The sequence below is a fragment of the Pseudomonas sp. NFACC42-2 genome (genome assembly GCF_900116055.1).
Classification (GTDB): Bacteria; Pseudomonadota; Gammaproteobacteria; order Pseudomonadales; family Pseudomonadaceae; genus Aquipseudomonas; species Aquipseudomonas marginalis.
On sequence record NZ_FOZO01000005.1, the window covers coordinates 171,001 to 184,426 of the forward strand.

The following is a 13,426-nucleotide window of genomic DNA, read 5'->3' on the forward strand; positions in this document are numbered from 1 at the left end:
TGTCACGACGCGGGCAAAATCACCTTCATGCGCGCGGCGGCGGTGGCTGAGCTGAAGATCTCGGCATAGCGCAACGTCGCGTTGGCGTGTTCGCGCATGATGGCTTCGGCCCGCGCGCCCTGGCGATTGACCAGGGCGTCGAAGACCGAGTGATGCTGCATGTGGGCATAGTTGAAGCGTCGGTACTCGCGGGCCATGTCCTCGCGATCCACCGCCAGCGCCGTCACCGAGGCGAACGGCAGGTGATCATTGCGGGCCAGCGCGTCGGCGATCGCCGGGTTGTGGCTGCCTTCGACGATGACCTGGTGAAAGCGCATGTTCAGGTCGTGATAGACCTCAAGGTCATCCTCGGTCACGTAGCCCTTTTCGAACAGTTGATCGCCTTCCACCAGGCAGCGCTCCAGCGCCGCACGTGCCGCATCGGATAAACCAAGCTCGGCGGTCTGACGCGCTGCCAGGCCCTCAAGCACGCCGCGCACTTCGACGGCGCCGGCAATGTCGCTGGGGCTGACCGAACGCACCTGATAGCCGCGCCCGCCAAACGGCACCAGCAGTCCTTCCTGCTCAAGGGTACGAAAGGCCATGCGCACCGGCATGCGCGACACGCCGAACAGCTGCGCCGTGGGAATCTCCATCAGCCGCTCGCCCGCCGCCAACTCCCCGCTGGCAATCATCTTGCGCAGTGCAACCAGCACCAATTGACCGGGTTTACTCATCCAGGCAACTTCCAGAAAACGTGGGCCGCCATGGTACCGCAAGTAGTACCGCAAGCACCTGGCCGCGTCAGATGAACGCCAGCGCTGCCCGTGCCCCGTCTATGGCGCCCAGGTGCTGCGCCAGCCGCGAGGGCAGGTAATCGAAAAAGAACCCGGCGCTTTGCAGCTTGGCGGCACGCAAGGGGTGATCGTCGGGCAGTGCCCTGGAGACCCGCGCGGCCCGCGCCCAGGCAAAGGCCAGCAACGCGACGCCACAGAGTTGGAGAAAGTCCGGCGCTGCCCGATAGGGGTATTCACTGTCTTCATGCGCGCGTTCACGTATGGCGCTCACCACACGGGCCAACGTGTCGCACAGGCTGGCCAACGCAGCGGAAAAGCCTGCGCATTCCTCATACTGCGCGCCCTGCCCGGCCTCGGCGCGCAACTCGGCCAGCAGCAGGCCAAAGGCTCGGCCGTCATCCCCCAGCACCTTGCGCAGCAACAGGTCATTGGCCTGGATCTCGTTACTGCCCTCGTAGATCATCGCGATGCGGCTGTCCCGCAGGGTTTGCTCGATGGCGAACTCGGTGACATAGCCATAACCGCCGAACACCTGCAGCCCATGGCTGGCCTGGCGAAAGCCCTGTTCGGTGAAAAACGCCTTGATGATGGGGGTCAGCAACGGCGCCAACCGGGCGGCCGACGAGTCCTGGTCATGCTCGGCCTGATCCAGCAAATGGGCGGCCCAGTAGCCGATGGCGCGCATGCCTTCGCTGGTGGTACGCAGCTCCAACAACACGCGGCGCATGGCCGGGTGATAACGGATCGGGTCAGCCGCCTGGGCCACCACCTCTTCAGGCCTTGACGGTGCGCGCATCTGCAAGCGTTCGGCGGCGTACTGGCGGGCGTTCTGCCAGGCCGCCTCGACATGCCCCAGGCCTTGCAGGCCCACATGCAGGCGTGCCGAATTCATCATCACGAACATCGCCGCCAGGCCGCGATTGGCCTCGCCGATCAGCCAGCCCTGGGCGGCGTCGAACACCAAGGAACAGGTGGCGCTGCCCTTGATGCCCATCTTGTGTTCGATGCCGTCGCAGTGCACGCCATTGGCCTGGCCATCGTCCAGTTGCTTGGGCACCAGGAACAGTGAAATGCCACGGCTGCCCGGCGGCGCATCGGGCAGGCGCGCCAGCACCAGGTGCAGGATATTCGCCGTGAGGTCATGCTCGCCGCCGGAGATAAACAGCTTGCTGCCGCTGAGGCGATAACTGCCATCCGCCTGGGGTTGCGCGCGACAACGCAGCAAGCCGACATCACTGCCGGCCTGGGACTCGGTGAGGCACATGGTGGGTAAGGCCTGGCCACTGACGATGTCGGGCAGGTAGCGTGCCTGCAACCACGGGGCGGCGTGGGTCTTGAGGCACAGGTAGGCGCCGTGGGCGATGCCGGTGTACATGGCCCAGGCGTGGTTGCTGGCGTAGAGCATCTCTTGCAGCGCCGCGTCGAGCAGTTGCGGCAAGCCCTGTCCGCCCACTGCCTCGGCGCACGCCAGCCCTGGCCAGCCACCGTCCACATAGGCCTGGTAAGCCTCGACAAAACCATCCGGAGTGCTGACCTGCCCCGCCTGCCAACGGCAGCCCTGACGATCACCGTGACTGTTCAGCGGCGCCAGCACGCCCTGACTGAAGCGTGCGGCCTCCTCCAGCACCTGCATTGCCAGGGGCAGGTCCAAGGCCTGCCATGCAGTGGGCGCCTGCAGCCAATGCTCCAGGACAAATTGCATATCGCGCAGGGGCGCCTCATAGCTCCACATCGGAACACCTCATCGACAAAAAAGAATCGTGCGCTTCAAGCCCGGTAGGCAGGGTTCTCGATCAGCAACGCCATGCCCTGCCCGCCACCCACGCACGCCGCGGCAATCCCGTAGCGCAAGTTGTGCTGGCGCAGCTGTCGGGCCAGGGTCATCACCAGGCGCAGGCCGGTGGCGGCCAGGGGATGCCCCAGGGCAAGCGAGCCGCCCTCGACGTTGAGGCGGGTGCTGTCCAGCTCCAGTTCCTGGGCCACCGCCAACACTTGAGCGGCCTGGGCTTCGTTGATCTCGAAGCGGCCGATGTCGCCCAGGTTCAAGCCGCTGCGTTGCAGCAGCAGGCGGATCGCCGGTGCCGGGCCGATGCCCATGAACTCGGGGGCCACGCCGACCACCGCGCTGGCCAGCAGCCGCGCCAGGGCCGGACGCGTGCAGGCCGAGGCACGCCCCACCAAAGCCGCCGCCGCGCCATCGACCACCGCGCAACTGTTGCCGGCGGTTTGCACGCCGCCTGGATGCACGGCGCGCAAGCGCGTCAGAGCCTCAAGGTCGGTAGGACGTGGGTGGCTGTCGGCGCTGACGGCACTGGCCCGGCGCGCGAGGCTGATGCCTCTGGGCTGGTACCCCTCAAGCTCGAACACCTGGTTATCGACCGTGACGATTTCTTCCGCCCACGCGCCCTCACGTTGCGCCTGCAAGCCACGCTGATGGCTGTCGCAGGCGTAGCGGTCCACGGCCTTGCGGCTGAGGCCATAACGGCGCGCCAGGTTGTCGGCGGTGGCGATCATGTCCAGGCCGGGGGCCGGATCGTACAGGGCCTCCCAGAGAAAATCCTTGAATTGCACCTCGCCGCCGAGGCGAAACCCATCCCGATGGGTGTAGGCCGCAATCGGGTTGCGCGACATGGACTCGCTGGCCACGCACAGCGCCAGTTGCACCTCGTCGCGCAGTTGTTCAGCGGCCTGGCGCAGCAGCTCGAAACCGGTGGCGCAGATGCGCTGCACCCCCAGTGCCGGGACCGCTTGCGCCACCCCGCTGTACAGGCCGATATGCCGGGGCAGCAAGTAGGCATCGAAACTGGCCTGGGCCATGGAACCGGCCAATACGCTGTCCACCGCCAGGGGGGCGATGCCGGCCCGGGCCAGCACTTCGCGGCCCACCTTGATCCCCAGGTCGATGGGCGACACCTGGGACAGTGCGCCGCCAAGGTCGACCCACGGCGTGCGCACCGCCGCGAAAATCGCTGCATCGGCAAACGCCGAATACTGCCCGACGCTGTTCAAGGCTTGGGCCCGGCGCGCAGGATCGCAGGGTCTTCACCGCGATACAGCGCCTCGACCCTGGCCGCGCGCCATTGCAGCACGGCGCGCTGGTTGATCGAGCCTTTGTCGGTGATTTCCCCACGGTCGATGGACGCCGGCTCGTCGAGCAGGGCAATCCATTCCAGGCGACTGGCATTGCCGGTGGCCTCGCGGTTGAGGCGCTGCAACCAGTCGCCGAACCACTGGCGTACCGGCGCGCTGGCCAGCACCTCGGCGTCGCTGGCGTCGGCGCTCAAGCCGGCCAGCCGACGGCACTCGTAGAGCCGGGGGAATACCAGGGCGCCCAGGCATTCGCGGTCCGGCGCGGCAATCACCAGGTCCTGCACATAGGGGGAGCCGTCGAGCACCGCGCGATTGCGCAACGGGCCGACACTGACAAACACCCCGGAAGACAACTTGAAATCCTCGGCGATGCGCCCGTCGAACATCAGCCCCAGTTGCGGCTGGTGCGGGTCGGCGAGCTTGATCGCGTCACCTGAACAGTAGAAACCCTGTTCGTCGAACACCTCGGCGGTTTGCTCCGGCGCCCGCCAGTACCCCGGCATGATGTGCGGCCCGCGAAAGCGCCCTTCGAACTTGCCGTCCAACGGCACCAGGCGCACCTCGCAGCCGGGCGCAGGCAAGCCGATATAGCCGGCCATGGACAACGGCCCGGTGGTGAAGGTGCAGGACGGCGCGGCTTCGGTCATGCCCAGCCCGGCCATCATGCGGATGCGCTCACCGCAGTGCTGTTCCGCCACGCGGTCGAGGCGATCCCAGATACTTTGCGACAGGCCGGCGGCGGCGAAGAAGAACAGTTTCATCCGCGCAAAAAAACGTTCGCGCAACGCGGCGTCCTGTTCCAGGGCGTTGACCAATTCTTCCCAGCCCTTGGGCACCGTCAAATAGGCCGTGGGCGAAACCTCCTTGAGGTTGCGCAGGGTCTCGGCAAAGCCCTGGACCGTGGGCTTGCCGTCGTCGAGGTAAAAGGTGCCGCCGTTGTAGAGCACGATGCCGACGTTATGGCTGCCACCGAAGGTGTGGTTCCACGGCAGCCAGTCCACCAGCACCGGCGGTTCCTCACCGAACACCGGGAACGTCTGCAACAGCATTTGCTGGTTGGCACAGAGCATGCGCTGGGTGGTGATCACCGCCTTGGGCAACTTGGTCGAACCCGAGGTGAACAGGAACTTGGCGATGCTGTCCGGGCCGGTGGCCTGAAACGCCGCGTCGGCCTCGGCGCCGCCCGGCGTTTGCAGCAGGCTGGCGAAGCTGGCCTGAGTGCGCCCAGGCACCTGGCCGCGCACGCTGATCAGCGGCGTCTCGGCCGGCAGGACGGCGTCGATGGCACGCTGGTAAGCGGCCCCATCGCTGACGAACACCAGCCCCGGTTGCAGCAGGTCGCACACATGCCGCAGCTTGGCGAAATCCTGGGACAACAACGAATATGCCGGCGACACCGGGCAGTAGGGAATACCGGCGTACATCGCGCCGAGGGCGACCTGCAAATGCTCGATATCGTTGCCCGACAGCAAGGCCAGCGGCTTATCCGCCGACAACCCGTAACTCAACAGGCCCTGGGCAATCGCACGCACGCTGTCGAGCATCTCGCGGTAACTGACCCGGCGCCAATCACCGCCGGCCTGGCGTGCGGCGATAAACGTCTGCTCGGGGCGCACCTGGGCCCAATGCACCAGGCGATCGAGCAAGCGCGCCGGCAACTCGGCCAGGGGCTCGAGGGAGCGCATATGCAGCACGCCGTGTTCTTCAGTGATCGCCACCGCTGCGTGGCCGATGGAGACCTCGCGGTATCGCGGTGCGGGCTGGGGTTGCGGTCTGAATTCGGAACTCACAAGGGTGTCCTCCAGCAAGGCGGATCAATGCCGCCTTGTTATTGTTATGTCGCGACGCCTGCTCAGATCGGGTAATGCCGTGGCCCGTTCTGCAAGGTCACCCAGCGCAATTGCGTGAAGTGCTCGATCGAGGCCTTGCCGCCAAAGCTGCCGTAGCCGCTGGACTTGACCCCGCCAAACGGCATCTGCGCCTCGTCATGCACGGTCGGGCCGTTGATATGGCAAATGCCCGACTCGACCCGCTGGGCCAGGGCCAGGGCACGTCCGGTGTCACGGCTGAAGATCGCCGCCGAGAGGCCGAACTCGGAGTCGTTGGCCAGGCGCAGTAACGCCTCATCACCGTCGCCGCGCAGCAGTACCGCCACCGGACCGAAGGACTCTTCGCGGTACAGGCGCATATGCTCGGTGACGCCATCGATCAGGGTCGGCTGCAGGATGCTGCCGTCCAGTTGGCCACCCACCACCAGCCGCGCGCCCTTGGCGAGGGCATCGTCGATCAGGGCCTTGATGCGTGTGCCGGCGCCGGCGTCTACCAGGGAACCCAGGACCGAATCCGCCGCCACGGGATCGCCCGCGCGCAGGGTCGCGACCTTGGCCGCCAGCTTGGCGGTGAAGGCATCGGCGACCTTGGCATCGACAATCAGGCGCTCGGTGGACATGCAAATCTGGCCCTGGTTGAAATAGGCGCCAAAGGCTGCCGCTGCCACCGCCGCGTCGAGGTCGGCGTCGTCGAGCACCAGCAACGGCGCCTTGCCGCCCAGTTCCAGCAAGGCCGGCTTGAGGTGACGCGCCGAGAGTTCGCCGACAATCCGCCCCACATGGGTCGAGCCGGTGAAGTTGACCCGGCGCACGGCCGGGTTGGCGATCAGCCGCTCGACAATCGCAGCGGCATCCGCCGGGGCATTGCTGATGACATTGACCACGCCATCGCCCAGGCCGGCGTCCTGCAACACCTGGCCGATCAGGCGGTGCACCGCCGGGCTCAACTCCGAGGCCTTGAGCACCACGGTATTGCCGCAGACCAACGGCATGGCGATGGCGCGGGTGGCGAGGATCACCGGGGCATTCCACGGCGCGATACCCAGCACCACGCCGCAAGGCTGGCGCAAGGCCATGGCGAAACTGCCGGGGACATCGGAGGGGATCACTTCACCGGTGATCTGGGTGGTCATCGACGCCGCTTCGCGCAGCATATTGGCCGCCAGCCGCACGTTGAAGCCATACCAGTTGGCCATGGCGCCGGTCTCGCCGGCGGCGGCAATGAATTCGGCGCTGCGCGCCTGCAATTGCTCGGCTGCGTTGAGCAAGCGGGTGCGGCGTTCGTTGGGCGCCAGCGCCGCCCATGCGGGGAACGCGGCGTGGGCAGCGGCGACGGCGGCGTCGGCATCTTCCAGGGTGGCGGCGGCCACCCGCGAGACCACTTCACCGGTCACCGGGTTGCGGCGCTCGAAAGTTCGACCGTCACGGGCGGGGCACGACTGGCCGCCGATCAACAGGGGCACGTCCAGCATGGTGATTCCTCTTTATTGTCTTTATCGGGAATACGTTCAAGCAGGGTACAACGGCGCGGCCAGGCGGCCGCGCCCTTCAGCGTTTATACGCCTGCAGGCCAGGCTTGATGCTCTTGTCGTCGAGGAACTGCTTCATGCCCTGCTCGCGACCGCCTTCGGTGTCGAGCAGGCGCGACTGATCGAGCTTGGCGTAGAGGTAATCCTCGTTCTGCTCCCAGGTCAATTCGCGGCAGCGCTTGAAGCCATGCTTGGCGGCACGCAGCACCACCGGGTTTTTCTCCAGCAGGTTGCGCGCCAGTTCGATGGTCACTTCACGCAGTTGAGCCAGCGGCACGCTTTCGTTGACCAGGCCCATTTCGGCGGCTTTCTGCCCGCCAAAGGTCTTGCCGGTCATGATGTAGTACAGCGATTGGCGATGGCCCACGGTGTCGGCCATGGCCTTGCTCACCAGGTTGCCCGGCGGGATGCCCCAGTTGATTTCCGAAAGGCCAAAGGTCGCTTCGTCCGCACAGATCGCCAGGTCACAGGCCACCAGCGGGCTGAAACCACCGCCGAAGCACCAGCCATTGACCATGGCGATGGTCGGCTTGGCGTACATGCGCAGCAGTTTCCATTGCCATTGCGAGGCTTCGCGGCGGATTTTTTCCTGGAGGATTTCCGGGCCGGCGTCCACCTCGCGAAAGTATTCCTTGAGGTCCATGCCGGCGGTCCAGGCTTCGCCGGCGCCGGTCAGCACCAGCACGCCAGCGGCAGGGTCCTGCTCGAGGGTTTCGAGGACGTCGATCATTTCCCGGTTCAGGGTCGGGCTCATGGCGTTGCGTTTTTCCGGACGATTGAGAATGACCCAGGCGATGCCTTCTTCGATCTCAACCTTGACGGTGGTCCAACGGCCTTCGTAATTGCTCATGGCGGTACGCTCTTGTTCTGGGGTTTGAAGATGATTCGAAATTAAACCGCAAATATAGTTATGTCAATTAACTATTAATCTGGATAACCAATATTTTTACGCGAGGAAACCTGTGTTTTCCAGGCGTTGTGAAAAGCCGGCATAGCCATGGCGCGCCAACCCCGGCAAACTAGATAGCCTTCTTAACCTCCACCTTCTGAGGATTACACTGCCAATGGCCAAGCCTTCCACCATCGCCGCCGCCAGCCAGGCCCTGCCCGACCACGACGAGGTACGGCCGCCGCTGGATTCAGCCCTGGACGATCTGATCGGCTACGCCATGCGCCGCGCCCAGCTCAAGTTGTTCCAGAACCTGATCGGCCGGCTGTCGGACCACGACCTGCGCCCCGCACAGTTCTCCGCCCTGGCAATCATCGAGCAGAACCCCGGGCTGATGCAGGCCGATCTGGCCCGCGCCCTGGCCATCGAGCCGCCCCAAGTAGTGCCGTTGCTGAACAAGCTGGAAAGCCGCGCCCTCGCCGTGCGGGTGCGCTGCAAGCCGGACAAGCGCTCCTACGGGATCTTCCTCAGCAAGAGCGGCGAAACCCTGCTCAAGGAACTCAAGGCCATCGCCGCCCAGAGTGACCTGGACGCCACGGCCGCCCTTGACGCCCAGGAACGCGAAGAGCTGCTGCGCCTGCTGAAGAAGGTTTATCAGGATTAATTCGGCTTACCAGAGCGCCACGGTGTAGAGCACCAGGAAACGGGTCTGGTTTTCATCGCGAAAGGCCGCGCCGCTCGGGAAGTCATTGCGGTAGATCGACTTGCGCGCCATGAACCCGACGTTCTTCAGCGGGCCGTCCTGGATCACATACCCCAGCTCCATCTGGAACTCGCGCTCCTTGCGGTCCTCGGCATTGAAAGCGGCCAGTTCGATATTGTCGCCGCGCACATAGCGCAGCCGAGTCTTCAACCCCGGCACACCCGCCGCAGCGAAGTCATAGTCGTAGATGGCCTGCCAGGTGCGCTCCTTGGCGTTGAGAAAGTCCGAGCTCATGGTCAGTTCGCTCATGCCCATCAACTCGGTGCCGGAGATATAGGGTGTGGCCGTCTCCCCGCTTGAGTGCATGTAGCCAAGACTGACGCGATGGCCGCCGAGGCGGTAGCCGAACAGGGCTGAAAGGTTGCGGTTATCCACGTTGCCCGCCTTGGCACTGCCGTCCTCGCGGCTGAAAAAACTGCGCAGGTCGCTGGTGAACACACCCTCGCCCAACGGCAGGTTGTGCAGCAGCGCCAGGGTGTCCTGCTGGTAGAGGTCCGCGACCTGGGAGTGATAGACGCGCAGGCTGAGGTCTTTGTTGACCTGATAGTCACCGCCCACATACGCCAGGTGCGACGTGGTGGCGGTGGCGTTGAATCGCCGGTTGGGCGAGGCGATGGTCATGGCCTGGTAGTCGGTGGAGTCGCGCTTGTTGATGCGGTCGATGTAGCCGGTGTTAAGGGTCAGGCCCTCGATGTCCTTGGAGCTCAAGGTGGTGCCGCGAAAGGTTTGCGGCAGCAGGCGCGACGGGCTGGCAAAGGCGAACGGCAGGAAGATCGACACATCGCCGGCCTTCACCGTGGTTTGCGCAAACCGCAGCTTGGCGGTGGGCGCCAGGCGCGAGTACTCATCGGCGGCGCGCTTGTCGCTGGCCGACACCGGCAGCAACTCGGTGCCGCTGCGGTCCGGCGACGAGTCGAGCTTGACCCCCATCAACCCGCGCACATCCAGGCCGAAGCCCACGGGACCTGGGGTGTAGCCCGATTCAAGGTTGAGGATGAACGCCTGGGCCCATTCCCGCGCGGCGGTCTTCGCCCCGTCGTCCTTGTAGTCGCGGTCCAGGTAGTAATTGCGCAAGGTCAAGGTGCCGTGGCTGTCGTCGATAAAGCCTGCGGCCCACAGCGAAGTGGGCAGCACGCTCAAGGCCAGACATGCCATGAGCAGGCGTGGGGTATTGTTCGACACACAGGCGACGGGCGCCGCTGCAACGGCGTGCTCCATAGGGAGTTCTGGCATGTTCGATGTCCATTTTTTGTTGTTGTTTTTGGGGTGGCACACGCTCGGCCCGGTCGGCTTCGCGAGCCAAGAATGGAAACAGCCGACGGTGCCCGTCAACCGCAACTGAGCGATAATCGAACATTAATAAACCTATCTATTTTTTAGTTGCATATGGATCAACATCACAACCATATGAATTACATGGATTTATTCATGTTTTATGGGCAGATTAATCCACGATTCATTTTTTAGTTATCTTTGTTATCTTAATCACCAGCAGCCACTCGCGCTCGTCCCACAACAAAAACAACAATGAGGTTTGCCCATGGACAGTCCATCGCGTCGTTCGACGCTGACTATTGCGTTGTGCTTTATCGTTGCGCTGATCGAAGGGTTCGATCTGCAGGCCGCCGGCACTGCCGCCGCCGGCTTACGTCAAACGTTCGCCCTGGATCCGAAGATGCTCGGCTGGGTGTTCAGCGTCGGCATCATCGGCCTGCTGCCAGGGGCATTCTTCGGCGGCTGGGTCGCCGACCGCATCGGGCGCAAGAAAATCCTGGTGGGCGCCGTGCTGCTGTTCGGGCTGTTTTCCCTGAGCACCGCGTTTGTCGACAGCTACGCCAGCCTGTTGCTGGTGCGCTTTCTCACCGGCCTGGGCCTGGGCGCCGCACTGCCCAACCTGATCGCGCTGTGCGCCGAAGCGGTGAGCGAACGCAACCGGGGCACGGCCATCAGCGTGATGTACTGCGGGGTGCCGCTGGGTGGCGCATTGGCCGCGGTGGTGGCGATGTTTTCCAGTGAGCACTGGCAGACCACCTTTATCATCGGTGGCCTGGCGCCGTTGCTCGCCGTACCGTTGATGATCCTGCTGCTGCCGGAGTCCAGCGCCTTTCGCCAACAGCGCGACACTCCGCACGGCGCCCGCCCTTCTACCGGCCAGGCGCTGTTCGGCGAAGGTCGCGCCCGCACCACACTGGCCTTGTGGCTCAGCTATTTCTTCACCCTGACCGTGATGTACATGCTGCTTAACTGGCTGCCGTCGCTGTTGCTGGAGCAAGGTTTCAGCAAGCCCCAGGCAGGCATGGTGCAGATGCTCTTCAATATCGGCGGCGCCCTCGGTTCGCTGCTCGGCGGCGTGCTGCTGGACCGCTGCAATGCGGTCAAAGTGGTGCTGGGCGTGTATGCCGGATTGCTCGCAGCGTTGGCCGGGGTCGGGTTGTCGGTGGGCATCGTGCCCATGGCCATCGCCGGTTTTGCCGCAGGCCTGTTCGTCATGGCCGCGCAGTTGGTGCTGTATGCATCGGCACCGCCCTCCTACCCGACCTCGGTGCGCGCCACCGGTGTCGGTGCCGCGGTGGCCGTCGGCCGCCTGGGTTCGGTGGCCGGGCCGCTGGCGGCCGGGCAACTGCTCGCCGCCGGCGCCGGCACCGCCGGGGTACTGCTGGCGACCTCCCCCGGGGTGGTGATTGCCGCACTGACCATCATCAGCGTGATGGTGCGTACGGCGCCCACTAGAACTTATGCAGCCAATTGAGCACCAGTTTGTTGCCCTGCGTGCGGTTCTCCGCCTGCTGCTCGAAGTAGGCATTTACCGATAGCACGTCTTCCTTGCTGAACCCGTAGACCAGGCCTGGGCCAATGGCCCAGACCTTCTCCCGACGCCCGCTCACGGCGTGCCCATCGACCTGGGTGTCGGTGATCTGCTTCAACCAGTAGCCGTTCAGCCCCACGCTCAGTTGCTGGCTCACGGCATATTGCAGGGTCAGGTTGGCATGCAACGCCTGGCCGGCCTGGGTATCGGAAACATCCCCGAAGCCTGCCTGCGGATCATCGTTCTTGCCATTCCACAGGTACATGAACCGCCCGCTCGTCGACCACTTCGGGCTGAACCAGTACGTCGCCGCGTAATACGGGTTGAATGACCAGAAATTACTGCCTGGGTTGATCGAGCGCTTGCGGTCATAGGCGCCCACCGGCACCGAGATATCGGCTTCGATACGTTGGGTCAACAGCGGGCTGCCATCGGCGCGGCTCAGGGTCGGCAGTTGCAGGAAGGGCCCCACAATCACATCACCAAAGCCGGCGCGAGAACTCAGGGCCGCATTGTTCAACCCGTCGTCGACATCCACGTGGGCCAGGGAGGTGTTGATCAGGGTGAATCCGGGCATCGCGCCATTCGCCAAGGGTTGGCCGAGGTAGATGATCTGCGTGGTGGGCGCCACCACTTCCACGTCCTGGTTGGGCAGTGCCAGCTTGTGGCCGTTGGCATCATTGAAGCGGCTCGCCCGGGAATACGTCAGGTATTCCTCCAGGTACCAGCCAGGGCCGGCGGGTGCCGGTGAGCCGTCGTAGAAACTGGTGCTGCCCAGGTTGAGGCCGGGCAAGTCGTAAGCATGTGCAGTCGATGACAGTGCGATAAAGGTCCCGGCCGCAGCCGCCCGCAAGATAGGCTTGAGCATCTTGTATGTCCTGTATTTTTGTTGTTGTTCAAGACCCCCGGCACGGTGGATCCGCACCGGGGTTTACCGCCGTTGCAACCCCTACACGTAGGTGGCGGCCAACCCACCGTCGACCGGCAGATTGACCCCGTTGACCCAGCGCGCGGCGTCCGAGCAGAGGAAGGCAATCACCGCCGCCACCTCATCGGCCAGGGCCGGACGGGTCATGCGCTGGCTGTCCGCGGCCACCCGCTCCGGCCCGAGCATGCTGACAAAATCGTCGAGAATCGGGGTAAACACCGGCCCCGGCGCCACGCAGTTGATACGCACCGCGTGATCGCGAAACCAGGCCTGGGATTGCTGGAAGCTCCACACGATCAGCGCCTCCTTGAAGTACTGATAACAGCTGGCCTGCTCCACCGGATTGGCCGCCAGCCATTGCTGCCCGGCCTCGAAGCTTTGCGTCACGGCCAGGGCCTTGTGCAGCTCCAGGCGTTGCGGCCACTGCGCACCGAGCACCGAAGCGACATTGACGATGCTGCCGCCCGCCGCCATGCGTGGCAGCAGCGCTTGAGTCAGGTGCCGCAACCCCAGGTAATTGACCGTGGCCACCGCCTGCACGGGCGCCGTGCCGGGCACGCCGGCGATGTTGCACAGCCCATCGACCCGCGCCGGCAGGCGTGCCACCAGGGCATCGATGCTGGCCGGATCGCCCAGGTCAGCCTGGAAGAAGCCATCCAGGCTCAGTTGCGGTGCATGGCGATCAACGCCGATCACCGTGGCGCCCTGGAAGCGCGCGAGCCGCGCCAGCTCGGCGCCAATGCCGGAGGCGACGCCGGTGACGACCAGGGTTTTGTTGTGCAGGTTCATGTTCAAGCCCTCTTGTTTTTGTATAGG

The 13,426-nt window shown here is 64.6% G+C and carries 11 protein-coding genes; 2 read left to right on the top strand and 9 right to left on the bottom strand.

The window, feature by feature from the left end:
- Positions 1–2 precede the first annotated feature (2 nt).
- The 6 genes from BM416_RS13220 to BM416_RS13245 form a co-directional block, all read right to left on the bottom strand.
- Positions 3–716, bottom strand: a complete 714-nt coding sequence (locus BM416_RS13220) for a GntR family transcriptional regulator (RefSeq protein ID WP_065939635.1) — start codon at positions 714–716, stop codon at positions 3–5.
- A gap of 67 nt (positions 717–783) precedes the next feature.
- Positions 784–2,508, bottom strand: a complete 1,725-nt coding sequence (locus BM416_RS13225; RefSeq protein WP_092488345.1) for an acyl-CoA dehydrogenase — start codon at positions 2,506–2,508, stop codon at positions 784–786.
- 35 nt (positions 2,509–2,543) lie between these two features.
- Complete coding sequence (locus BM416_RS13230) at positions 2,544–3,785, bottom strand: thiolase family protein (RefSeq protein WP_092488346.1); 1,242 nt, start codon at positions 3,783–3,785, stop codon at positions 2,544–2,546.
- Entirely contained in the window at positions 3,782–5,656 is a 1,875-nt protein-coding gene (locus tag BM416_RS13235; RefSeq protein ID WP_092488441.1) for a feruloyl-CoA synthase, read from the bottom strand. The genes BM416_RS13230 and BM416_RS13235 overlap by 4 nt, the downstream gene beginning before the upstream one ends.
- A 62-nt stretch (positions 5,657–5,718) precedes the next feature.
- Positions 5,719–7,167: an aldehyde dehydrogenase gene (locus BM416_RS13240; RefSeq protein ID WP_092488347.1), complete on the bottom strand. Its 1,449-nt coding sequence runs from the start codon at positions 7,165–7,167 to the stop codon at positions 5,719–5,721.
- A 76-nt stretch (positions 7,168–7,243) separates the two neighbouring features.
- Positions 7,244–8,074 carry a p-hydroxycinnamoyl CoA hydratase/lyase gene (locus BM416_RS13245; RefSeq protein WP_010567568.1) on the bottom strand — a complete coding sequence of 277 codons (831 nt, stop codon included), beginning with the start codon at positions 8,072–8,074 and terminating at the stop codon, positions 7,244–7,246.
- Between the two features lie 214 nt (positions 8,075–8,288).
- Between BM416_RS13245 and BM416_RS13250 the strand changes: the two genes are divergently transcribed.
- Complete coding sequence (locus BM416_RS13250) at positions 8,289–8,777, top strand: MarR family winged helix-turn-helix transcriptional regulator (protein WP_092488348.1); 489 nt, start codon at positions 8,289–8,291, stop codon at positions 8,775–8,777.
- Positions 8,778–8,783: 6 nt separating this feature from the next.
- Here the strand turns inward: BM416_RS13250 and BM416_RS13255 are convergent, their stop codons facing one another.
- Positions 8,784–10,109 carry an OprD family porin gene (locus BM416_RS13255; RefSeq protein WP_175539059.1) on the bottom strand — a complete coding sequence of 442 codons (1,326 nt, stop codon included), beginning with the start codon at positions 10,107–10,109 and terminating at the stop codon, positions 8,784–8,786.
- A gap of 307 nt (positions 10,110–10,416) precedes the next feature.
- Here BM416_RS13255 and mhpT point away from each other — a divergent pair, with 307 nt between their 5' ends.
- Positions 10,417–11,625, top strand: a complete 1,209-nt coding sequence (gene mhpT / locus BM416_RS13260) for a 3-(3-hydroxy-phenyl)propionate transporter MhpT (protein WP_065947035.1) — start codon at positions 10,417–10,419, stop codon at positions 11,623–11,625.
- Here mhpT and BM416_RS13265 read toward each other — a convergent pair.
- Both BM416_RS13265 and BM416_RS13270 read right to left on the bottom strand, forming a co-directional pair.
- A complete protein-coding gene (locus BM416_RS13265) occupies positions 11,603–12,550 on the bottom strand; it encodes a SphA family protein (protein WP_092488350.1) in 948 nt (315 codons plus the stop codon). The genes mhpT and BM416_RS13265 overlap by 23 nt on opposite strands.
- Before the next feature lie 81 nt (positions 12,551–12,631).
- On the bottom strand, positions 12,632–13,399 hold the full coding sequence (locus BM416_RS13270) for a coniferyl-alcohol dehydrogenase (RefSeq protein WP_092488351.1): 768 nt from the start codon (positions 13,397–13,399) through the stop codon (positions 12,632–12,634).
- Positions 13,400–13,426: the final 27 nt, after the last annotated feature.